Below are 21,940 nucleotides of genomic sequence, written 5' to 3' on the forward strand. Positions count from 1 at the left end.
GTTCGCCTTCCCTGTTGCAAATTCAAAACGATGCTATCATTACGACTCACGGAGAGATGGCAGAGCGGTTGAATGCGGCGGTCTTGAAAACCGTTGAGCGCGAGAGCGTTCCGGGGGTTCGAATCCCCCTCTCTCCGCCACTTTTAATGATGCACCGGTGTCATGGTCCGCTCAAACAGCGCATCGACCACGTCGGCCATCTCAGGTCGACGCTCAAGATCGTGGCCCGATTCCCACCATATCGTGAAAAGTCGAATAATACCGCCGGCGACAAACTCAGACGTCGTCTCGAGTGACACGGGGGCCAGGGCATCCTCGGCAAGCACGTTCATCACACGCTCGCGGATGGAGCGGGCAATGCGGTCGCAAATAACGTTTGTCAGCATGCCCGACATGCTGCTTGCCAAAATGTTATCCATGAGCTGCTCGTGCGCCAGAATCAAATCCATGGCATCGTCCAAAATCGCGTGCCGAAGCGCGCGCACGTCCTCGGCAGACACTGCGCCGGCCTCATCGGGCTGTTTTTGCGGCAAGCCCGACATGAGCTCATCGATATAAAAGGCAAAGTAATCGTTCTTATCGCGAAAGTGCTTGTAGAACGTCGTGCGGCGAATCATGGCACGGTCGCACAGCATGGCAACCGTCAGGTCCTCAAAACGATGCTCCTCGAGAAGCTCGGTGAAGGCATCGAACAGGGCGCGGTAGGTTTTCTTAATGCGAAGGTCCACTGGTATCGCCATCCTCAGGGCAAAGACAACGTTCGTCAATCTGTCGCATATCTTACACCTGTACCTCGCGCGCTTTGCCCCGGTGCCAACCCCGCCGAAAACATAACGCTTACCGGAAAGTTCGGCACGACAAAACGTTGCGGGTATACTAGTAGCGTTATACCAACGGCAGCTGGCGCATGCCGCCGCGGCCATTCGAAACGGAGACATCATGATTACCGTCATCATCGGCATCGTTGTTGTCATTGTGATTGTCTGCGCCATCGCCGGCATCTACAACAACATGGTCACCAAGCGTAATCGCATCGATAACGCCTGGCAGAACATCGATACGCAGCTGCAGCGCCGCAACGACCTGATCCCCAACCTTGTCGAGACCGTCAAGGGCTACGCCAAGCACGAGCAGGAGACGCTCTCCGCCGTGATCAGCGCGCGCAACACCGCCGTCAAGGCCACCACGCCCGAGGCCAAGATGGAAGCCGACAACGTGCTGACCGGTGCGCTGCGCCAGCTCTTCGCCGTAGCCGAGGCCTACCCCGACCTTAAGGCGAACACCAACTTTACGCAGCTGCAGGCATCGCTCGAGGATACTGAGAACAAGATTAGCTATGCACGCCAGAGCTACAACGATTGCGTGCTCAGCTACAATAACGCCATTCAGACGTTCCCGGCTGTCATCTTTGCCGGCATCTTCCAGTTTAAGGAGCGCCAGGGCTTCGAGGCCGCCGAAGCAGCCCGCCAGGCCCCGACCGTCAAGTTCTAGTAGTTTGGCAGCGCATCCTTAATCGGCCAAATGCATAAACCGCCCCGTCGAATGCATACTTCGACGGGGCGGTTTCCTTTTTCGCGAAGGTCCCCCTCTAAGCGCCGTGCATTTTCAGGAGTATTCAACATAACCAAGAGCTTCGGGCGCTACGATAAATGCCAAAGACCGCGAATAACCCTGCAAATCAAACGCTGTCAGCCCATAACCCCGCCCATCATTCGTAGAAAACATCGAGAAATCCCGATTTTTTGCCCGAGGTCGGTATGCAGGGGCCTTCGATTGCAGAATACTCGCAAAAATGCACGTCGCCATCACCCCCACATGGCGCGAACCAAAACAAAAGCGCGGCCTAAAAGGCCGCGCGCCATCTTTCATTCAGATCTATATTGCCCGTAACGGCAGCGCCGAGGTAACGCAGGCCCGAGGGCAACCTTCCTTTCCGGCGCACTCCGCAGGACGAAAGAACCTCCGCCGCACGAAGTGCGCTGCGGAGGTTCTTGCATATCCGAGGACGCGCCGGAAAGGAAGGTTGCCCTCGGGCCGAACAGCTATGGCAGCTTACGCGACGGTGTAAACCCAGTCGTGCTTATCCTCGACAGCACCAGATTGGATGCCGGTCAGGGTCTCGCGGAGCTTCTTCATCACGGGGCCAATCTCGGTGTAGCCAGCCGGGAAGGTCACGGTCTCATCGGCACCATAGACCTTGTTGTCGATCTCGCCCACCGGGGAAATGACGGCAGCGGTGCCGCACAGGCCGCACTCAACAAAGGTGCCGGACTTGACCTCAGCCCACTCGACGGGACGCTGGTCAACGGTCATGCCCAGGTCCTCGGCAACCTGAACAAGCGAACGACGGGTGATGGAGGGCAAGATGGAGTCGGTGTGCGACTGCGGAACGACGAGCGTGCCGTCCTCCTTCACGAACAGAACGTTCGCGCCGCCGGTCTCCTCGACATAGGTGCGGGACTCAGAGTCGAGATACAGGTTCTCGGCATAACCCTCGCGATGGGCCTCCATCGTGGGCTTGAGGGACATGGCGTAGTTCAGGCCAGCCTTGATGTTGCCGGTGCCGTGCGGTGCGGCGCGGTCGTACTCGGAAACGCGCAGCTTGACGGGCTTGAGGCCACCCTTAAAGTACGGACCGACCGGGGTCACGAGAATGCGGAACGTGTACTCAGGAGCGGGAGCCACGCCGATCACGTCACCGGAGCCGATCATAAACGGACGCACGTACAGGGTTGCACCGGAGCCGAAGGGCGGAACCCAGGCGGCGTTGGCAGAAACGACCTGCTTGACGGCCTCAACGAACTTGTCCTTGGGGAACGGGGGCATCTCGAGGCGCTGGGCAGAGTTATACATGCGCTCGGCGTTCATATCGGGACGGAAGCAGACGATGCTGCCGTCCTCGGCGGTGTAAGCCTTCAGGCCCTCAAAGACCTCCTGGCAGTAATGGAAGATGCCACCGCACTCGGAGACATGCAGGGTGTGGTCGGTAGTCAGACCGCCCTCGTCCCACTCGCCATCCTTCCAATGAGCCTCGTAGCTGTAATCGGTCTTCATGTAGCCAAAGCCGAGGCTACCCCAATCGATATCCTTCTTCTCGACAGTCATATGTCGCTCCTTACATACAAAGTTGCATACTCGCGAACTCGCACGCAAGGACCGAGGCCGACCGCGTCGCAACGTCGCACGCCCGGAGCGTAGAGCCGGACGGGACACGCGAACAGCATCAAAGCCGATGGCACGTCGATTCGCATGCACGAGATTGTACTCCCCGTACGCGTCTGATAAAACGCTTTTCTTTAACTAAGTAAAGTATTTTCATTTGACCGAAACTAAAGAGGCCCGCCACCGTAAGCGGTGACAGGCCTCAACGGCACGGTTTGCGCGCTGGCTCGAGCTACGCGTTCTTTTTGCCCAGCTTAGCCTTAACCAGACCGACCACAGTCGGGATGATCGACACGGCGACGATGCCGATAATCAGCAGCTCAAAGTGCTCCTGCACAAAGGGAATGCCGCCAAAGAAGTAGCCCAGCAGCGTAAAGACCGTCGACCAGGTAATGCCGCCCAGCACGTTAAAGATGACAAAGTTGCGCCAGTGCATGCCGCCCATGCCGGCGATAAAGGGCACAAAGGTGCGGATAAACGGGAAGAAGCGGCCCAGGAAGATGGCTAGGTGACCCCACTTGTCCAAGAAATCCTCGGACTTTTTGATGCGCTCGGGCGTCATGGCCTTCACCTTGCCCGAAGCAATGATCTTTTTGCCAAAGAAATGACCGATCATAAAGTTGCACTGATCACCCAAAATGGCAGCCGCCCATGCGACGGCCAGAAGCGCCACGATGTTAAAGCCACCGTTGTGGGCAAAGAAACCCGAAGCAAACAGCAGCGAATCGCCAGGAAGGAACGGGAAGAACACCACGCCTGTCTCGATAAAGATGATCAGGAACACGCAGCCGTAGGCCATAAGCGGGCCGGCGGCGATCCAGCTGGCAATCGCGGTGCGCGGGTCTTTGAGCAGCTCGGCGATAAAATTGATGAAACCCATGAAGTAAAACCTCTCAGTTGTGGGCGCGGATACGTCCAAGTTGACCAGTATACGGTTGCGGCGCCCCCTCGTGCGCAACCCCACAAAAGCATGACCCCATTACCAGCAAGTTTGCATAACTGACACCTGTTGCGCAATGCCGCCAAGATTGTCCTTCCTAATCCCTAGCGAATCGCTATACTTTATTGAATCGCATTGCCATGGCGCTAAGGGAGGGCGGCCGGTGAGCTTTATCAATACCATTCGCGAGGACATCAAGACCGTCCAAGCGCAGGATCCCGCCGCGCAAAACGGTCTAGTCATCTTCCTTTCCTATCCTGGCCTGCACGCCAAGTGGAACCACGTGCCCGAGCACTGGCTCTGGGAGCACGGTCATCGCTCGCTCGCCCGCGTGCTCTCGCAAATCACCCGCCACATCACCGGCGTCGAGATTCATCCCGCCGCACAGATCGGCAAGCACTTCTTTATCGACCATGCCATGGGCGTCGTCATCGGCGAGACCACCATCGTGGGCGACAACTGCGTGCTCTACCAGGGCGTCACGCTCGGCGGTACCGGCAACGAGACCGGCAAACGCCACCCCACCCTGGGCAACAACGTCACCGTGGGCACAGGCGCCAAGGTGCTCGGCAACATTCGCATTGGCAACAACGTCAAAATCGGCGGCAACTCGGTTGTCGTCAAGGACGTGCCCGACAACTGCACCGTCGTGGGCGTGCCAGGACGCATCATCAAGCGCAACGGCTGCCGTGTGTTCGAGGAGAGTTTCGACGCCAAGCAGCATCGCGAGTACATGCCCGATGACGCCGCCGAGCAGAGTGCCCTCAACCGCCAGGGCATCACCGAGAATGCCCGCCGCGTCAAAGAACTCGAGCGAGAGGTGGCCGAGCTCAAGGCCCTCGTCGCCAAGCTCATGGACGAACGTTAGGAACGCAAGCGGCACAAAACAATATCGGCACCGACGCAAAAGGCGCGCCAGGGAATCAATCCCCGGCGCGCCATTCCTTTTGATGTGACATGCGGGACTGTCCCTTTGTCACATTATGCGAACTGACTCAGATAGAGGTCGGCGTAAGCACCCTCGGCAGCCAGCAGTTCCTTATGCGTGCCTTGCTCGATAATGTTGCCGTGGTCCATGACCAAGATCAGGTCGGCGTCCACGATCGTCGACAGGCGATGCGCGATCACAAAGCTCGTGCGCCCGCGCATGAGCGCGTCCATGGCGCGGCCGATAGCAAGCTCGGTGCGCGTGTCCACACTTGAGGTCGCCTCGTCCAGGATGAGAATCGCCGGGTTGTTGAGCAGCACGCGTGCGATGGTCAGCAGCTGACGCTGGCCCTGGCTGATGCTTTCGGCATCGTTGGCTACGCGCGTGTCGTAGCCCTGAGGCATGGTGCGCACAAAGAAGTCGACCTGGGCGGCGCGAGCGGCCGCAACAATCTCCTCGCGCGTTGCCTCGGGGCAGCCGTAGGCGATGTTCTCGGCAATCGTGCCGTCGAACAGCCAGGCGTCCTGTAGCACCATGCCAAACTGCTGTCGCAGCTCGCCGCGATCCATGCGGCTCGTATCCACGCCGTCGAGCGTAATACGCCCGCCGTCAATCTCGTAGAAGCGCATGAGCAGGTTGATGAGCGTCGTCTTGCCTGCGCCCGTGGTTCCCACCACGGCAATCTTCTGGCCCGGCTCGGCGGTAAACGACACGTCGCGCATGAGCGGCTTGTCGGGCGCATAGCCAAAGCGCACGTGCTCAAAAGCGACGCGGCCCTCAATGCGACCCGGCAGCTTGGCGGCCTCGTCCGGCAGCGGATCGGCCTCTATCTCGGGCTCATCAAGCAGGTCGAAAACGCGCTCCGCACTCGCCAGCGCGCTCTGCAGCGAGTTAAAAGTGAACGACAGCTGCGTCATGGGTTCGGACGCCTCGTAGATAAACTGGAAGAACGCCTGGAACACGCCGACGGTCATGTGACCGGCGACCAGCATGCTGCAGCCCACGAGCGCAATCACAATCTGCGCCAGGCGACCAATAAAGCGAACCGCGGGTCCGACGGCGTTGATCATAAAGTCGGCCTTGGTGCTCACGCGCGCCAGCTCGCCCGAGGCCTCGTGCACCTCGGCAGAGCTCTGGTGCTCGCGGTTGAATGCGCGAATCACCAAACGGCCCGAATAGCCTTCCTCGACCGCGCTCGTGATTTTGGACACCCACTCCTGACGCTCGCCCGTCACATCATGCGTACGGCGCGAAACCACCTTGGTCACCAGCAGCGACAACGCCGTAAAGAACAAAAAGACTAGCGTAAGCGGCACGCTAAACACGAACATCACGCCCACGGCGCCCACCACGGTGCCGATCGACACAAGCAGCTGCAGCAATCCGCGCTGCATGCTCTCGGACATCTTGTCCAAGTCGTTGGTCGCACGGCTGACGACCTCACCGGGACGATGCGCGTCAAAGAAGGCAAGCGGCAGACGGTTGAGCTTTTGTGCGATGCGGTTGCGTAGACGCAGGTTGAGGCGTTCGGCCACGCTCGACATCAAAAAGCTCTGGAGCGCATAGAACGAGGCAGCGGCAGTCCAGATCATAAAGTAGACGAAGATGGTCTTGCCGCAGTTCTCCCAGGTGATGTTGAAGGTGGTTCCGTTGGCAAACGCCACCTTCATGTGCCCCCACAGTTCATCGATCACGCGGGCGCTGTAGGCCGGCGCCGCGGTGTTAAAGATGGCATAGAACACGATGCTCGCGAACACGATATAGAAACGCCAATGGTCGCCGGCGGCCTCGCTCCACAGGCGGCGCACCGTCGCCCAGGTATCCCGGGGCGTCTCGTCCTCGTCCTCGTCGTCAACATCGCGCATGCGCTCTGCCTCGGCACGGGCACGTTCGTCCTCGGCACGCTCGTTTTCCTCGTACAGCGCCTGGCGACGAGCCTCGCGCTCGGCCGCAGCCCTGGCGGCGTCATCCAGCTCGGTCGACGCGGCAGCCCGCTCGACCGTTTTCTCGCCAGCGTCCACAGCGTTCGAATCGATTGCGTCACCGCACTTCTTGAGCTCCTCGGTCATGCTACTCACCTCCCTTCATCTGCGATTCCGCGATAGCGCGGTACACCTCGCAGGTTTCCATGAGCTCGTCGTGCGTGCCCAGGCCCACGACCTCGCCGTCCTTGAGCACCACAATCTGATCGGCATGCAAAATTGTCGAAATGCGCTGGGCGATGATGAGCACCGCGGCATCGCACGTCTCGTCCTGCAGCGCATGGCGCAGTGCCGCATCGGTCTTAAAGTCCAGGGCCGAAAAACTGTCGTCGAAGATATACAGGTCGGCGCGCTTCATGAGTGCGCGGGCGATTGCCAAACGCTGGCGCTGGCCGCCCGAGAAGTTCGTGCCGCCCTGGGCCACCGGCGTATCGAGCCCCTGCGGTTGATCGAGTACAAAGGTGCTCTGGGCAACCTGGAGCGCATGGAGCATGTCAGCCTCGGTCGCACCCTCGTTACCAAAGCGCAGGTTGCTCGCCACCGTACCCGAGAACAGCCATGCCTTCTGCGGCACATAGGCGATACGCCCGCGGATGTCGTCTTGCGAAAGGTCGCGCAGGTCGACGCCGTTCAGGCGAATGGCGCCCTTCGTGGCATCGTGGAAGCGAAGCAAGAGTTTGGCCACCGTTGACTTGCCCGAGCCCGTTGAGCCCACGATCGCGGTCGTCTGTCCACGGCGGCAGGCAAAACTCAGGTTGCACAGGGTGTCCTCGTCGGCATCGTCAAAACGGAACGACATGTGGTCGAACACGGCCACCGCGTCGGCGCCGTCTGCGGACTCAGGCGCCCCGTCGCCCAGCGTAGCCTTGCCGTCCACAATGCTCGGCTCGATTTCGAGCACCTGCTGCGCGCGGTTGAGACACGCCGCGGCGCGCGGGAGCGTCAGCACCACCATCTGCGCCATCATCACAAAGAACAGGATCAGGATCGCGTACTCCAGCACCGCCGAGATGCTCGCGATCTGCATGGCGTGGGCACCCACGCGGTTGCCGCCAACCCACAGCACCGCTACCTCGGCGATGTTCATCAGAAAGAAGCTGGAGCTGTCGAGACCCACAAACAGGTGGTTGACCTTGATGGCATTGGCCGCGTAATCGCTAAACACCTCGTCCAGGCGCTGCTCCTCGTGGCGCTCCTTGTTAAATGCGCGGATGACGCGCACGCCCACGATGTTCTCGCGCAGCACCACGTTCATGCGGTCGATAAAGCTCTGCAGGCGCATAAAGATCGGCGCGGCGTTGGCAACGGTAAAGACCGCCGCCACCAGCACGATCGCAACGACCACGCCCAGCAGCGTGCCCATGGCAGGATCGATAAACCAGGCAAAGATGATGCCCGCCACGGCCAAGAACGGTACCGGCAGCACCAGCTGAATCGTCTGCAGGATCGCTTGCTGGATCACGTTGATGTCGTTGAGCGAGCGCGTGATCATCGAACCCGTGCCAAAGCGCTCAAAGTCGCTGGCGGACAGCTCGAGCGATTTGTCGTACACGGCGTTGCGGATATCGCAGGCCACGTTGGCCGCCAGGCGGGCCGAAAGATAGCAGCCCAGCACCGCGCCGCCGCTGGCCATGCCGGTCGCGATAAGCATGTAGAGGCCATTGCGCAAAATGTAGTCGACATCACCCGTGGTGATACCGGTGTTGACCATGTTCGCCAGCATCGTGGGAACCAACAGCGTGCCGACGTTATCAACCAGCAGCACCAGCAGCGTCACTGCGACAAGCCCTCGATAGGGCTTCAGAAACCTCATTAACAGTCGCACGACTCCCCCTCACATTGATCCTGCGTCTGGCTTGCAGCTGCCACCTGCTGCTTAAATGTCTCGCACTCCTCATCGAGCACCTGGGAGAATTTGCCGATCAAGCGCATAATCTCGCGTTGCTCACACGGCTCAAGCGCGCAAAATGCTCGCTGTTCGGCCTTGAGTGCCGGCAACGCATAACGCTCGGCAAACCGCATGCCCGCTTCGGTCAAACGCACAACCTTGTTCTTACGGCTGCCTTCGGCAAACTCCAACGTTGCGAAGCCCCGCGCCGTCAAGGTTTTAATTGCCGAGTTGATAGTCTGCTTGCTGTAGAACCATTCGCTTGTCAGACAGCTTACGGCAACACTGCCGCCCGCCGTGCTGGTATCGACGAGCATCCAGTAAGCGCAGTCCGAAAGACCGCAGGCGCGCGAGAACTCCGAATAGATATGGTCGAGTCCATTGAGCAACCGGTCGAAGTCGACCAGCGTAACCGCACTATTCATCTATCCCACCATTCGATTGTCCGATTTTTGACCAATTTTGTATCTCTAGATTAGTCCGAGTTTTGACTATCGTCAACAGGCTCTCCGCAAATGCTTGCACTTTTATGGCCTATCGGCAGAAAAAGACCGCCGGCGCGGGGGCAGCGCCAGCGGTCACGTGAAAATCGGGTTTTATTGCCCGTTAAGCGGCGACGGCCTCATAGACCGTAGCGCCCGAGAAGCTGTCATGCAGGCTCTTGCCGGCAATCCACGGCAGCTCGACGACCTCGCAGACCGTGTTGACCAGCTCGGAGCAGTCAGTAAAGTGGCCCTTGTCGTTGAGGGCCTCGCAATCCTGAACACGCCAATAGCCATCGGTGTGCGTGATGTAGTACTCGTGATCGTCAATCGTCACAAAAGCGCGCGTCTTGGAACGCAGCAGCTTCAGAAATCCTTCGAAGTCGGTCTCGACGACATCTCCAGCCTGGAACATGATGTTACCTCCTGGCCCGGCGCCACCACGGCGCATTGATAAACGTTGGTACTCCTTTAGTAATACCTTTATCAGAGGTTATGCGTTCGTCATTTAGGCAAGTGGTAAAAAACCGCAGGGTAGACGGGATAAAACGTTTAACCATCCCATTTGTTTGTCACATTCTGAAGGTACTTTTATGCAAACCTACTTTCCCAATTGGGATCTACCCTTTTGGCCGGGCAATTGACCGTCTATCGTTTGAGCCCGACGGGTATGAACGGGGCATCTGCAACGCCACCGCAAGGAGACACCATGGAGACTATCGAAGCACTCATCCACCGCCGCAGCTGCCGCAAATACAGTGATCGTCCCGTCGAGGCCGAAAAGCTCGCACGCATTATCGAGGCCGGCCAGTATGCACCCAGTGGCATGGGGCGCCAGCCGGTGACGTTTGTCGCCGTCACCGACCCCACGACCGTTGAGCGCCTCTCGCAGCTCAACGCACAGGTCATGGGCAGCAACAGCGACCCCTTCTATGGCGCCAAGACCGTTGTGGTGGTACTGGTCGACCGCAGCGTGCCCACGCACCTGGAAGACGGATCGCTCGCCATGGGCAACCTGCTCAACGCCGCCTATGCACTGGGTGTCGACTCATGCTGGATTCACCGCGCGCATGAGGTCTTTGACTCGCCCGAGGGCCTGGAGCTGCTGGCCAGCTGGGGCCTGCCCGCCGACGGCAGCCTGCGCGGCGTCGGTCACTGCATTCTGGGCTATGCCGAAGACACGCTACCCGAGCCCAAACCCCGCCGCGACAACGTGGTGTACGTTAGGTAATCAGAACCACCCTTAAAAAGGGTGGTTTGCTCTTAGGGTATAACCCACGGGCCCCGGGCTCGCGTCTAAAGGCGCGGGCCCGGACTTCGTCCAGGCCTAGTGCATCTTGACCCGTGGCGCGCCGGTCGAACCGGCAGGATCACCTCCTCTTGAAGGGGTCCTCGTACTCCTTCACGCTCAGCTTGTCCAGCGCGATGTCGTGGGACTCCTGCTCCCTGATGTACTTGGCGATCGTCGCCTCGTTCAGGCCGACGGTGGACACGTAGTAGCCCTCCGCCCAGAACTTCCTGTTGCCGAACTTGTACTTGAGGTTGGCGTGCCTGTCGAATACCATCAGCGAGCTCTTCCCCTTCAGGTAGCCCATCACGCTCGACACGCTGTACTTCGGCGGTATCGCCAGCAGCACGTGCACGTGGTCGGGCATCAGGTACCCCTCGATTATCTCGATCCCCTTGTACTCGCACAGCTTCCTGAGGATCTCCCCTATGTCGCTCCTGATTTGGTTGTAGATCACTTTGCGCCTATACTTCGGCGTGAACACGATGTGGTACTTGCACATCCACTTCGTGTGGGAAAGGCTGTAGGCCTTCTGGGCCATGGCGACCACCCCTTCGACTCGAATTCTTGACGGCCTGAACAATCGTCAATATCGGTCGGAGGGGTGGCTTTGTAAAGCCGTTTGTCTCCACCCGCGTAGCGGGTGGTTTAAAGCTGGCTGCTGCGCGGCCAGCAGACTAAAGTCTTGAATTAGTTCCGCCGTTCTAACGAACGGCGGACCCGCTCGCAACTTATCTTGCCGATGGAGTTGTCGTCGTTTCGTTCGTGTGGGTCGTTTCGGCGCCGTCGCCCTGTTCGCCCTCGTCCTTTTGAGCGTCGGCGATGGTGGAGGCCGCCGCAACGATACCGCGCTGGGGCGCGACGCCCGTCTGGGCCTGAGCGCCCTCGACAATTTCTGTGCCTGCATGCGCGAGCTCGGGCGATTTAAACATCGCGTCCAAGTTGGCACCGTCGCCGGCGTAGCCAAGCGCAGCGAGTGCGATGACGATCACTGCAACGACGACCGCGATCGGAACATAACGATGCCAACCAGCCGGATTGAGTCCGCTGCGACGAGCCGCCCCGCGGCTGATGTAGCCGAGCGTGCCGTCGTGCTTGAGCTTTGAACCCACCACGCGTTTGCGGTCCCACAGCGAGGACTCTGCCTGCATTGCCAAGCGGGCACCTGTCGAAGGATAGCCGTATTTAGTGCGCTTGAACGAGCCGTCAAACCCCGAGGCGTGTTTGCCCCACGTCACCGATGTTGTGCGTCGGTTAACCGGCGCGGCGCTCCGCCTTCTGCGGCTCGGTTTTGTAGTCTCAGCCATACGCCCCCGCACGCCGTAACCAAATCGAAACAATAACGCTTTGGACTGTAGCACACGCGTCGCGCGCGGTTACGGGCGCCTCGCTCAACGGTCATCGTCCTTCAGTAAGCGCCACAGCGTTGTTCGGCTTATGCCCAGCACCTCCGCCGCACGGGTTCGGTTGCCGTGGAGATGATCTACAACCAGATGCGCGATATCTCGCTCGGTATCGGCCAGCGGTCGCAGGATATACAGGTCGCTTTCGAGTGTCGGGGCGCCAAAGGTTGCGGTCTTAATCACGTCCTCTTGGGCGAGCACTTCCTCCGCCACAGCGCGGTCCACCGTGCCCGCCCCCACCAATATATACAGTCGTTCCGAGACCTCGCGGAGCTGCAGATAATTGCGCGGCCAGCGGTAAACATCGAGCGTCTTTGCCGCCGCGGCAGACAACGTGGGCGCTGCCGTCCCAAATGCATCAGCGAGATATTCCAAATAGCGCGCAACCTTCGTCGACGCGGCTCCCTGCTCGGCGATTGCCGGCGCCACGCTCACCGCACAGGCGAAGCGCTCAGTCACAAAGGCAGCTTGATCACTTTCGCTGCCGCCCGGCATGTCATTCGCCGTCAGCACCACATGGCAGCGCGTCGCCAACGCGGTGTCGGCCATCGTGGAAACGAGCTCGCGGAGGCGCTGGGGGCCAACCGCATTCCAGCCCTCAATGCAAAGGGTCAGCCCTGTTTGAAACAGCGGCGATTCGGAGCTTTTGAGCACATGGCGCCAACCGCGATCGGTGAGCTCATCGAGCGCGACGGAAACAAAGGGTTGATCGGCAAAAGGACCGTCCAGATAGAGGCGCTTGGCTATCTCGACCTGACCCGCCCCCAGCTCGCCCTCGAGCATAAGGGGCACGCCGCGCGCGTAGCTCTCGGCGACCGGCGCAGCCACCGAGGCCGCCCCCTCAACGATGCCGTACGCGCTCGATTCGTAGCGGGCCTCAACTTCGTCGGCGTTGAGCCACTCGATGCCCGCATGCGCCGCGGCACCGCGCACCTCGCGGACCACAACGACCCAAAGCCTCCCGCCCTCTTTGTCGGTGGGGCGAACGGTCAGGCTCAGGCGCGCACCCGCACGTCCCATAACCAGACGCGCGCCGTCTCCTATACGGTCGAGGCGCTCAGCGACAAAAGCCGCCACATCCCGCTCAAGCGCCGCGTCATTCATGGTCGAAATCGCGACGTCCCCCCGCGCATCGATTGCCAATGCCGAGGCCCCGGCAGCAGCCAGGGCCTCGGTCAAGATGTTCAGCTTGGCAACGCTATCCATGATTTGCCCCTGTCCGCGGCGACATGCAACCGCCGACGGTCGCACGACCGAGTGTTTCAAAATTGAACGATATTGCTCACCAAACACTATAGGGCAGAGAGCGCCGTCCTGCGAGTATAGGTGTTGCCCCGCATCGCCATCCTGGCGGGGCGATAAGAGCTCTTCGGGACTTATAAACCTGCGGACAAGCCATACCCGCAAGAGCTCCTATCGCTCCACCGCAGGCATGCGCTCACCAGCAGCCAACACGCAAACTGGCTACTTCTCTACCAGATTCCCAGCACGTGCTGCATTCCCAAGCTCATGCACGCAATGCCAATCCAACAGCAAAAGCCCAGCGCGATGGGCTTGCCGCCCTTTTTGACCAGCTCAACGATATCGGTATTAAAGCCAATAGCCGCCATGGCCATCACGATAAAGAACTTCGAAAGCTCCTTGATGGGCGCCGTAATGGACGCGGGAAGCTGAAGCACCGTGGTGATTACGCTCGCCAGCACAAAGAACAGCACAAACATGGGAAACGCGCGTTTAAGCGAGAACGTGCTTTTGGCGTCGCCGCCGGCCTTGCGCGCCAGATGCATCTGCCAGCATGCGAGAACCAACGTGATGGGAATAATGGCCAGCGTCCTGGTGAGCTTGACCACCGTGGCGCTCTCGAGCACATTGGCGCCGGGATGCATGCTGTCCCAAGCGCTCGCCGCAGCCGTTACGGACGAGGTGTCGTTGATGGCGGTGCCGGCAAACAGGCCAAAGCCCTCGTTGGTCAGCCCGAGCATACCGCCGAGCGTTGGAAACACGAGCGCCGCGATAACGTTAAACAGGAAGATGACCGAAATAGCCTGGGCAATCTCGCGATCGTCGGCATCGATGACGGGCGCGGTCGCAGCGATGGCAGAACCGCCGCAAATCGACGAGCCCACGCCCACAAGCGTCGCGATCTTGCTCGGCACGTTCATAACGCGGCAGAGCACGAAGGCGATGACAAGCGAGGTCGAGATCGTCGCCACGATAATCGGCAGCGACTGGGCGCCCTTGGACAGGATCTGGGACAGGTTCATGCCAAAGCCAAGCAGGATAACCGCGTACTGCAAGACTTTTTTAGACGTATAGGTGACACCGGCGGCGAGCTGTTCGCGGCGATTCTTGGGAAAGACGAGCGCCAGGACCATGCCAAAGAGGATGGCAAATACCGGCCCGCCGACCACCTCAATTTGTTTGCCGAGCAACGTCGCGGGGATAGCGATGATCAGGCAGAACAAGACACCCTTCCAGCGCTCGCGTACGATATTCGCCAGTTGCATATGGGATTCCTTCTTTCTCTTTCACGTTTGCGACGGCTTATGATACGGCAACATTGGGCATAGCCTTGCGCAAACACAGACTAAGATGCCGCAATAGTTCTCGGGCGACAGCCGAATTACCCACCGCGGAAAGCTGATTCGCGGCATAATTAACAACTGACATATGAGTTTGATAGAACAGTTGCGAGGCGCTATGGAAGAATCGATGCACGTCGGCGAGCAGGAAACGAGCCTACAGGACCAGTCCTACCACACCATTCGACGCAAGATCGTCTATCTGGACTACAAGCCGGGCGAAAAGCTGGGCGTCAAGCAGCTTTGCGACGACCTGGACATGGGTCGCACGCCCGTGCGCGAGGCTTTGGTTCGCTTGGCGCAGGAAGGGCTGGTGCGCACCGTGCCCCAGAGCGGCACCTACGTCTCACCCATCAACCTCACCCTTGCCGAGAGTGCCTGTTACATCCGCGAGCATCTGGAAAAACAGGTGATCGTGGAGTGCTGTGCGCGCGCCACGTCGGCCGGCATCGAGCAGCTCGACCGCGCCATCGCGCTGCAGGAAAAGGCCATGGCCGAAGAGGATCGCATCGGCTTCTTTTTGAGCGACAACCTCATGCATCACATGATTTTTAGCATCGCATGCCGCAGCACTGTGTGGTCGTGGCTCGAGGAGACTAATGCCGACCTGGAGCGCTTCCGCTGGCTGCGCGCCGCCACGCAGGTTCTCGACAATCAGGACATCGTGAACGAGCACAAGCAGATTCGCCGCGCTATCGCCGGTCGCGACCCCATCGAAGCGAGCTTTTTGGTCAGCAAGCACCTGCACATGATGTTCCGCAACCAAACCGAGGTTCTGGACCAGTTCCCCGAGTACTTCGAGACCAGCAAGCTCCGCTAACCTGCCAAAACCACCACAAAGGGGACAGGCACCTTTGCGGTGGTTTCTCCGTACAAAAAGGCCCGACTCTGTCTGATGACGCGGAGCCGGGCCTTGGTCGTTAGAACGGCGGAACCAACTACTCGACTGTGACACTCTTTGCCAGGTTACGGGGCTGGTCGACGTCGCAGCCGCGCAGGATGGCCACCTCGCGGGCAAGCAACTGCAGCGGGACGCTCGCCGTGATGGGGCTGAACACGTCGCGGACGGCCGGCACACGAATGATGCAGTCGGCAATCTTGTTGATTTCCTCGTCACCCTCGGTGGCAACGACGATAACCTTGGCGCCGCGCGCCTTGCACTCCATGAGGTTCGACACGGTCTTGTCGTAGGTGGCACTCTTGGTGGCCACAGCGATGACAGGGAAGCCCGGGTCGATCAGGGCAATGGGGCCGTGCTTCATCTCGCCGGCGGCGTAGGCCTCGGCGTGCAGGTAGCTGACCTCTTTGAGCTTGAGCGCGCCCTCGTAGGAAATAGCAGCACCCATGCCACGACCCACGAACAGTGCCGACTGCGCGTCCTTGCACAGCAGGGCGGCCTCATGCACGGCCTCGGTCTGGGTATCCAAAATCCACTGAATCTGCTCGGCCGTATCGGAAAGCTCGCGGAACAGCATGCGCGCCTGTTTGGTGGTCAGACGGTACTTAACCTGCGCCAACAGCAAAGCCAGCAGCGTCAGGCTCACGACCTGGCCGATGAAGCTCTTGGTCGAGGCGACCGCGATCTCCTTGTTGGCCTTGGTGTAGATGACGCCGTCGCTCTCACGCGCCACGGGGCTGCCCACCACGTTGGTGATGCCAAAGACCTTGGCGCCCTTGATGCGCGCGTCGCGAATGGCGGCAAGGGTATCGGCCGTCTCGCCCGACTGGGACACGGCGACGACGAGCGTCGTCGGTGTGATGATGGGGTTGCGGTAGCGGAACTCGCTGGCAGCCTCGACCTCGGTGGGAATGCGAGCCCAGCCCTCAATAAGGTTCTTGGCGATGAGTCCGGCGTGATAGCTGGTGCCGCAGGCGATCACGTAGACACGATCGATGTCGTTGAGCTCCTCGAGGGACAGGCCCAGCTCGTCGATATCGAGCTCACCGGCGGGGGTCATACGACCCACCAGAGTATCGCGCACGACGCGCGGCTGCTCGTGAATCTCCTTGAGCATAAAGTCGGGATAACCGCCCTTTTCGGCCATGTCCAGGTCCCAGTCGATGTGGGTGACCTTGGGCTCGATGACGTTGCCGGCCTCGTCGGTGTACTCGACGCCCGCGGGCGTAAGCTTGGCAAACTGACCGTCCTCGAGCACCACGACATCGCGGGTGGCGTCGATGAGCGCGATGACATCGGAAGCAACATAGGAGCCGGTTTCGCCCACGCCGACTACGATCGGGGAATCCTTGCGGGCCACGGCGATCACGCCGGGCTCGTCAGCGCACACGGCGGCCAGACCATAGGCACCGACCACGTGGGTGCAAGCCTCGCGCACGGAGGCCATCAGGTCGTGCGTCTCGGCATAAGCCTCTTCGATCAGATGCGCGAAGACCTCGGTATCGGTCTCGCTCTTAAAGTGGTGACCACGGCCCTCCAGCTCTTCGCGCAGCTCGGCGAAGTTCTCGATGATGCCGTTGTGGACGATGGCGATACGACCGTCGCAGCTGGTGTGGGGATGGGCGTTAACGACGGAGGGCTTGCCGTGGGTGGCCCAACGGGTGTGGCCGATACCGCAGGTAGCGTCGCTGTCGATGTTGGAAAGCTCGCTCTCCAAGCCCGCGACCTTGCCCACGCGGCGGATGACGTCGAGGTGCGCCGCGGCGCCCTCACCCACCTCGAGCGCGACGCCCGAGGAGTCATAGCCGCGATACTCCATACGCTTAAGACCCGTGACCAGGATGTTCTTTGCAATATCAGAGCCGGTGTAGCCGACAATTCCGCACATAGGATAAATCCCTTCGTTCGCGTGACTGCAAGACGTCCACGCACAGGGGGCGCTGAGACGTATAACGTTCGAGTATTGTACTCACGCAAGCGCAAGCTGATATACCAGAAGTGGTATCTCAACTTAGATACCACCCGATGCACACATGCCCAGCCGGTCCAAACCACCACGAAGGAGACAGGCACCTTTGTGGTGGTTTGGACCGGGGCGGCGGCCTATCCCGGCGAAAGATCTCAATCTGTAACATCTGGGCCGCAATAAGCCGGCTTTGTGTTACAGATCGAGACATTACGGTTCGGCCCCAGCACTATGTCTCGATCCGTAACAGGTAGAGGCGGTTTTGCCGTCCAGATGTTACAGATCGAGACAATTGAAGGCCCGGGCGTCTCAAACCACCACAAAGGTGCCTGTCCCCTTCGTGGTGGTCGCGCTGGCAACGGCGTTTTCGCAGATAAAACCTACCAAAATAAACCTGTCCCTAATTGGCAGGTTTTGACACCCCAGGGGCGGGCGATGCTACAATCTGGCTTGTACTTGAAACGCATCAAAGGGGCCGCTATGGCAAAGGTAAAAATCAGCGACGTCGCGCGCGAGGCAGGGGTCTCGCTGGGCACGGTATCCAACGCGCTCAACCACCCCGAAAAACTGCGTCCCGAGACCCTCAAGCTCATTAACGAGACCATCAATCGCTTGGGCTACCTGCCCAACCAAAGCGCCCGTCAGCTCGCGGGCGGCACCACCAAGTCCTTTGGCCTGGTCCTCCCCCGTCTCGACCACGGCTTTTCGCTCCAAATTGCCAGCGGTGCCCACAACGAGGCACGCAAGCACGGCTATGACTTGCTCATCGCTAACGCCGACAACGACGACATTCTCGAAGACCATTACCTGCGCTACTTTATGGGCACTCAGATGTCCGGCGTCATGGTTCAGCCCATGGCGTCCCCCGACTGGCACCCGGCCATGACTAAAGTGCCCGTGCCGATCGTCCATCTGGACATCCACTGCTCCGAGCCCGGTTATTACGTGGCTGCCGATAACGAAGCCCAAGGTCGCATCATCGCCGAGCTCGCCGTTGCCCGTGGCGCACGCCATATCACCGTTGTGGGCAGAGCGGCATTCATGCAGCTCACCTTGCGCGTACTTGGCATCCACAAGGCCCTCGCCCTGCATCCCGATATCAAGATCGAAGTCATCGACGCCGGCGAATGGAATACCGCTGCCGACGGCTACGGCATCGGTGCCCAAATCGCTGAGCGCCCCGCGGACGAGCGCCCCGACTTCGTGGTCGGCCTGACCGACGTATTGGCCTCGGGCGTTATCTCGGCGCTGACCGACAAAGGCATCTCCGTCCCCGAGCAGGTTCGCGTGGCCGGATGCGACGGCAACCCACTCGCTTGGAGCGGGGCGGTCCCGCTCACCACGGTAGCACCCCCAGGCTACGAGATTGGCCGCAAGGGCGTTCAATTGCTCATGGAGCAAATCGAGAACAAGGCGCCGGCGAAGACAAAGCATGTCCGCATCGGCTCTGCCGCGCGCACCGTCACCGCGGTCACGGCCATCGAGGACATCAACCGTCAGGAAATCGTGCGTCCCTTCTTGCTCGAGCGCGTAAGCACCCAAAATGCCAAGCCGCATCCGACGGGCCAACCCATAGTCCCGACAACCGACATCAACCTGGGCGCCTACCTGTAACAAAAAAACGCCGCAACGGAAACAGCCCCGCTGCGGCGTTTTTGCTGACCCCACGGGCCTTCCCCGTTTAGCCGAACCTGCGGCTACGGATTTTTATGGAATGTAATCCATTTTTCATTAGCTTTTTTGCAAAAATGGATTCAATTCCATTTTTTAGAACAGCGCTTCCGCGCAGGCGCCGTTGCCGTCGCCGTCCTGCGGGATCGGGCGTGGGGCATGGCGACTCGCGTGCGAACGCTAACACACGGCCTTGACCGCGGCCGTCAGATCGAACAGCGTATCGAGCACAGCCTCACAGCCGTCCACCACGTCCTGCGGCAGCGGCACGATGTCGGGAACGGCAAAGACATGACAGCCGGCCGTGATGCCCGAGACGCAACCGTTGCGTGAGTCCTCGACCACGGCGCACTCCTCGGGGGCAAAGCCCGCGCGCTCGCAGGCGAGCAGGTACATCTCGGGGTCGGGCTTGCCGCGCACGACGTCCTCGCCGCAGGTCACCGTCTCAAACTTGTCAAAGAGGCCAACCGTCTTGAGGTTGCGCTCGGCCGTAACGTGGCGCGATGACGTCGCAAGACCCACGTGATAGCCCGCAGTCAGCAGCTCGTCGAGGCACTCGGCGGCACCGTCCTTAAGCTCCAGATCGGTCTTGACCATCTCGTCGCGAATCTCCCTATGGCGACGATAGATTGCCTCAGCGGTTTCGCAGCTGCCGTAATGCTCATCAAGGATCTCCATGACATCGGGCAGCGTGCGACCGATAAACTGATGGATCAGCGCATCATCAATCGCGAATCCCAGCTCGGCCGCGCCCGCCTTCCACGCCTTGATACCCAACCGCTCGGTATCGACCAGCGTTCCGTCCATGTCAAAAATAACGGCCTTGATCATATCGGTCCCCCATCGCTTCGCGCTGCTGTACTCCCGCAACTTTACCGCACCTGTAAACTTGTATATAACGTATATAGCATATTGCACTTTCGTTACATAGATAGAAGTCTTATGACAAGCGGCTCGGTAGGATTATAGTTTTCGACCGAGTACTCAACGGCAAGGATCGACTTATGCTTTCAGACACCACCGCACCCGCAGAGGGGCTTCAGGACAAACTCGCAGCGCTCGAGCAGCTGCTTTTAGCATACGGGCGCGTCGCCATCGGCTTTTCCGGTGGCGTCGACAGCAGCTTTTTGGCCGCGGTCTGCGCCCGCATCATGCCCGCCAGCACGCTTCTCGTTCACCTCACCACGCCGCTCATCGGCACGCCCGAGCAGGCTTCGTTTGAGCGGGCGGTTGACGGGCAGGCCGATGAGGGGCCGCATTTTAAGCTCCCCGTGCTCAACCTCTCGGTCGATCAGCTGCAGCTCCCCCAGGTAGCCTGCAACGACGCCAACCGCTGCTACCACTGCAAGCGCGCCGGCTTTACTGCTATCGTCAACCACGCCAAGTCGCTGGGCTTTCCCACCGTCATCGACGGCAGCAACGCAAGCGACCGCGGCGACTACCGCCCCGGCATGCGCGCCGCCCAGGAGCTCGGCGTGCGCTCGCCGCTTATGGAGGTCGGCTTTACCAAGGACGAGGAGCGCGAGCTGCTACGCGCCTGGGGCTATCCCGTCTGGAACCTGCCGGCAGGAGCCTGCCTGGCCACGCGAGTCCCCACGGGCGAGGAGCTCACGCGCGAGAAGGTCGATGTAATCCGCACCTGTGAGGACTACCTGCACGACCTTGGCCTGGGCCAGGTCCGCGCACGTCTCGTCGGCGGCTGCATGCATATCGAGGCCGCGCCGGCAGACGTCGCCAAGATCGCCGCCCTCGGCAGCACCGCGGTCAACGACGAGGGCAAGGCCCCGCTTCCCGCCGCCATCGAATCTGCCCTGCGCAACCTAGGCTGCGGCCATATCTCCCCCGAGGTCACCCCCTACATCCACGGCAACATGAACCAGTAACCTACCAAAAAGGGACAGGTTTATTTTGGCAGGTTGGGACTGCGGACAAAAAGTTGGACCATCAGGTCCGGTTTGGAGTCCGCATGACATACAGTAGAGCCGTAGTGGAGAGGGCCGGGGAGCTACGCCGCTCCGGGCTCTCGTGCAGGGAGATAGCCCGGGAGCTCGACGGGCCGAGCAAGAGCGCCGTCGCGCGCTGGACGAGGGCCGGGGCCGCGGGCGGAACCGTCGGGAGGGCGGTCGCGAAGATGGATCTGCCGAAGGTCGTCGGGGACGGTCCGGTGTACCCCGACATCGACCCGGACGACAAGGACGCCCTGATAGAGCGCCTCGTCCTGGAGAACGCCGTCCTCAGGGCGGTGAACGACGTTTTAAAAGCCGCGAGCCTCGACGGGATGTCGAACAGGGAGAAGACCCTGGTGATAGACCGCCTGAGGCCGTGCGGGAAGTGGTCCTTGAGAGAACTCACGAGTTCCTTGGGGATATCAAAGAGCTCCTATGAGTACCAGCGCCGCGCGATCGCGAGGCCCGACCGGCTCGCGCCCCTGCGCGCGCTCGTGCGCAGGATCTTCACCGAGGACGGTGAGGGGGCGCGGGGGTACCGCTTCGTGACGGCGCGCCTGCGCGAGCTCGACGAGCCCGTGCGCGCCTCGGAGAAGGTCGTCCTCCGCATCATGCGCGAGGAGGGCCTGGTCCCCAGGTGGATGAGGAGGAAGAGGAGGCCCTACAGCTCCTATGCGGGCGAGCCGACGCCGGCCCCGCCGAACCTCGTGCGCCGCGACTTCCGCTCGGCCCTGCCGAACTTCCTGTGGCTCACCGATGTTAGCGCTACTGTAAAAACAACCATTTTGACCAACGCTCAACAAC

At 60.4% G+C, this 21,940-nt stretch carries 20 protein-coding genes and 1 tRNA gene; 8 read left to right on the forward strand and 13 right to left on the reverse strand.

Annotated features, from left to right (window positions below; translation table 11 throughout):
* The first annotated feature begins 50 nt into the window (after positions 1-50).
* Positions 51-140: transfer RNA gene (locus tag DXB86_RS06980), tRNA-Ser, on the forward strand.
* A 3-nt stretch (positions 141-143) separates the two neighbouring features.
* On the opposite strand, the gene DXB86_RS06985 is transcribed toward DXB86_RS06980, so the two are convergent.
* Entirely contained in the window at positions 144-728 is a 585-nt protein-coding gene (locus tag DXB86_RS06985) for a TetR/AcrR family transcriptional regulator (protein ID WP_158551589.1), read from the reverse strand.
* A 211-nt stretch (positions 729-939) separates the two neighbouring features.
* Between DXB86_RS06985 and DXB86_RS06990 the strand changes: the two genes are divergently transcribed.
* The gene (locus DXB86_RS06990) at positions 940-1,491 is read left to right on the forward strand and encodes a LemA family protein (RefSeq protein WP_082421874.1); all 552 of its coding nucleotides are present in this window, start codon (positions 940-942) and stop codon (positions 1,489-1,491) included.
* 561 nt (positions 1,492-2,052) lie between these two features.
* Here the strand turns inward: DXB86_RS06990 and DXB86_RS06995 are convergent.
* Both DXB86_RS06995 and DXB86_RS07000 read right to left on the reverse strand, forming a co-directional pair.
* A complete protein-coding gene (locus DXB86_RS06995; RefSeq protein WP_117564331.1) occupies positions 2,053-3,105 on the reverse strand; it encodes a branched-chain amino acid aminotransferase in 1,053 nt (350 codons plus the stop codon).
* A 289-nt stretch (positions 3,106-3,394) separates the two neighbouring features.
* Positions 3,395-4,042 carry a DedA family protein gene (locus tag DXB86_RS07000; RefSeq protein ID WP_117736633.1) on the reverse strand — a complete coding sequence of 216 codons (648 nt, stop codon included), beginning with the start codon at positions 4,040-4,042 and terminating at the stop codon, positions 3,395-3,397.
* Between the two features lie 223 nt (positions 4,043-4,265).
* Here DXB86_RS07000 and cysE point away from each other — a divergent pair, with 223 nt between their 5' ends.
* A complete protein-coding gene (cysE, locus tag DXB86_RS07005; protein ID WP_117582946.1) occupies positions 4,266-4,970 on the forward strand; it encodes a serine O-acetyltransferase in 705 nt (234 codons plus the stop codon).
* Positions 4,971-5,083: 113 nt separating this feature from the next.
* Here the strand turns inward: cysE and DXB86_RS07010 are convergent, their stop codons facing one another.
* From DXB86_RS07010 to DXB86_RS07025, 4 genes are all read right to left on the reverse strand, one after another.
* Complete coding sequence (locus DXB86_RS07010) at positions 5,084-7,099, reverse strand: ABC transporter ATP-binding protein (RefSeq protein WP_199411015.1); 2,016 nt, start codon at positions 7,097-7,099, stop codon at positions 5,084-5,086.
* Position 7,100: 1 nt separating this feature from the next.
* Complete coding sequence (locus DXB86_RS07015) at positions 7,101-8,825, reverse strand: ABC transporter ATP-binding protein (RefSeq protein ID WP_117736634.1); 1,725 nt, start codon at positions 8,823-8,825, stop codon at positions 7,101-7,103.
* Positions 8,825-9,325: a MarR family winged helix-turn-helix transcriptional regulator gene (locus DXB86_RS07020; RefSeq protein ID WP_117736635.1), complete on the reverse strand. Its 501-nt coding sequence runs from the start codon at positions 9,323-9,325 to the stop codon at positions 8,825-8,827. Before DXB86_RS07020 ends, DXB86_RS07015 begins: the two co-directional genes overlap by 1 nt.
* Before the next feature lie 181 nt (positions 9,326-9,506).
* Complete coding sequence (locus DXB86_RS07025; RefSeq protein ID WP_055251737.1) at positions 9,507-9,797, reverse strand: hypothetical protein; 291 nt, start codon at positions 9,795-9,797, stop codon at positions 9,507-9,509.
* A 294-nt stretch (positions 9,798-10,091) separates the two neighbouring features.
* Between DXB86_RS07025 and DXB86_RS07030 the strand changes: the two genes are divergently transcribed.
* Complete coding sequence (locus DXB86_RS07030) at positions 10,092-10,613, forward strand: nitroreductase (RefSeq protein ID WP_117564325.1); 522 nt, start codon at positions 10,092-10,094, stop codon at positions 10,611-10,613.
* Positions 10,614-10,752: 139 nt separating this feature from the next.
* On the opposite strand, the gene tnpA is transcribed toward DXB86_RS07030, so the two are convergent.
* The 4 genes from tnpA to DXB86_RS07050 form a co-directional block, all read right to left on the reverse strand.
* Positions 10,753-11,211, reverse strand: a complete 459-nt coding sequence (gene tnpA / locus DXB86_RS07035) for an IS200/IS605 family transposase (RefSeq protein WP_117736636.1) — start codon at positions 11,209-11,211, stop codon at positions 10,753-10,755.
* A gap of 190 nt (positions 11,212-11,401) precedes the next feature.
* Positions 11,402-11,827 (reverse strand): hypothetical protein, encoded by a 426-nt coding sequence (locus DXB86_RS07040; protein WP_147330827.1) that lies wholly within the window; start codon positions 11,825-11,827, stop codon positions 11,402-11,404.
* A gap of 234 nt (positions 11,828-12,061) precedes the next feature.
* Positions 12,062-13,279: a helix-turn-helix domain-containing protein gene (locus DXB86_RS07045; protein ID WP_117736638.1), complete on the reverse strand. Its 1,218-nt coding sequence runs from the start codon at positions 13,277-13,279 to the stop codon at positions 12,062-12,064.
* A gap of 266 nt (positions 13,280-13,545) precedes the next feature.
* Complete coding sequence (locus tag DXB86_RS07050) at positions 13,546-14,580, reverse strand: YeiH family protein (protein WP_117736639.1); 1,035 nt, start codon at positions 14,578-14,580, stop codon at positions 13,546-13,548.
* Positions 14,581-14,773: 193 nt separating this feature from the next.
* On the opposite strand from DXB86_RS07050, the gene DXB86_RS07055 reads away from it, so the two are divergent.
* Entirely contained in the window at positions 14,774-15,475 is a 702-nt protein-coding gene (locus tag DXB86_RS07055) for a GntR family transcriptional regulator (RefSeq protein WP_226790702.1), read from the forward strand.
* Positions 15,476-15,593: 118 nt separating this feature from the next.
* Here the strand turns inward: DXB86_RS07055 and glmS are convergent, their stop codons facing one another.
* Entirely contained in the window at positions 15,594-17,441 is a 1,848-nt protein-coding gene (gene glmS, locus DXB86_RS07060; RefSeq protein ID WP_117582939.1) for a glutamine--fructose-6-phosphate transaminase (isomerizing), read from the reverse strand.
* Between the two features lie 558 nt (positions 17,442-17,999).
* On the opposite strand from glmS, the gene DXB86_RS07065 reads away from it, so the two are divergent.
* Positions 18,000-19,133: a LacI family DNA-binding transcriptional regulator gene (locus DXB86_RS07065; protein ID WP_233504175.1), complete on the forward strand. Its 1,134-nt coding sequence runs from the start codon at positions 18,000-18,002 to the stop codon at positions 19,131-19,133.
* Positions 19,134-19,370: 237 nt separating this feature from the next.
* Here the strand turns inward: DXB86_RS07065 and DXB86_RS07070 are convergent, their stop codons facing one another.
* The gene (locus DXB86_RS07070; RefSeq protein ID WP_117736640.1) at positions 19,371-20,021 is read right to left on the reverse strand and encodes an HAD family phosphatase; all 651 of its coding nucleotides are present in this window, start codon (positions 20,019-20,021) and stop codon (positions 19,371-19,373) included.
* A 173-nt stretch (positions 20,022-20,194) separates the two neighbouring features.
* Here DXB86_RS07070 and DXB86_RS07075 point away from each other — a divergent pair, with 173 nt between their 5' ends.
* Positions 20,195-21,073 (forward strand): ATP-dependent sacrificial sulfur transferase LarE, encoded by an 879-nt coding sequence (locus DXB86_RS07075; RefSeq protein WP_117736641.1) that lies wholly within the window; start codon positions 20,195-20,197, stop codon positions 21,071-21,073.
* An 83-nt stretch (positions 21,074-21,156) separates the two neighbouring features.
* Positions 21,157-21,940, forward strand: a 784-nt coding sequence (locus DXB86_RS07080) for an IS3 family transposase (protein ID WP_147330828.1), incomplete at its 3' end; no start/stop codon positions are given.

The organism is Collinsella sp. OM06-18AC, from assembly GCF_003438785.1.
Classification (GTDB): Bacteria; Actinomycetota; Coriobacteriia; order Coriobacteriales; family Coriobacteriaceae; genus Collinsella.

Coding starts and splice junctions, on each gene's coding strand:
- DXB86_RS06990 (WP_082421874.1), top strand. CDS start 940: ATGATTACCGTCATCATCGGCATCGTTGTTGTCATTGTGATTGTCTGC.
- DXB86_RS06995 (WP_117564331.1), bottom strand. CDS start 3,105: ATGACTGTCGAGAAGAAGGATATCGATTGGGGTAGCCTCGGCTTTGGC.
- DXB86_RS07000 (WP_117736633.1), bottom strand. CDS start 4,042: ATGGGTTTCATCAATTTTATCGCCGAGCTGCTCAAAGACCCGCGCACC.
- DXB86_RS07010 (WP_199411015.1), bottom strand. CDS start 7,099: ATGACCGAGGAGCTCAAGAAGTGCGGTGACGCAATCGATTCGAACGCT.
- DXB86_RS07015 (WP_117736634.1), bottom strand. CDS start 8,825: ATGAGGTTTCTGAAGCCCTATCGAGGGCTTGTCGCAGTGACGCTGCTG.
- DXB86_RS07020 (WP_117736635.1), bottom strand. CDS start 9,325: ATGAATAGTGCGGTTACGCTGGTCGACTTCGACCGGTTGCTCAATGGA.
- DXB86_RS07025 (WP_055251737.1), bottom strand. CDS start 9,797: ATGTTCCAGGCTGGAGATGTCGTCGAGACCGACTTCGAAGGATTTCTG.
- DXB86_RS07030 (WP_117564325.1), top strand. CDS start 10,092: ATGGAGACTATCGAAGCACTCATCCACCGCCGCAGCTGCCGCAAATAC.
- tnpA (WP_117736636.1), bottom strand. CDS start 11,211: ATGGCCCAGAAGGCCTACAGCCTTTCCCACACGAAGTGGATGTGCAAG.
- DXB86_RS07045 (WP_117736638.1), bottom strand. CDS start 13,279: ATGGATAGCGTTGCCAAGCTGAACATCTTGACCGAGGCCCTGGCTGCT.
- DXB86_RS07050 (WP_117736639.1), bottom strand. CDS start 14,580: ATGCAACTGGCGAATATCGTACGCGAGCGCTGGAAGGGTGTCTTGTTC.
- DXB86_RS07055 (WP_226790702.1), top strand. CDS start 14,774: ATGGAAGAATCGATGCACGTCGGCGAGCAGGAAACGAGCCTACAGGAC.
- glmS (WP_117582939.1), bottom strand. CDS start 17,441: ATGTGCGGAATTGTCGGCTACACCGGCTCTGATATTGCAAAGAACATC.
- DXB86_RS07065 (WP_233504175.1), top strand. CDS start 18,000: ATGGCAAAGGTAAAAATCAGCGACGTCGCGCGCGAGGCAGGGGTCTCG.
- DXB86_RS07070 (WP_117736640.1), bottom strand. CDS start 20,021: ATGATCAAGGCCGTTATTTTTGACATGGACGGAACGCTGGTCGATACC.
- DXB86_RS07075 (WP_117736641.1), top strand. CDS start 20,195: ATGCTTTCAGACACCACCGCACCCGCAGAGGGGCTTCAGGACAAACTC.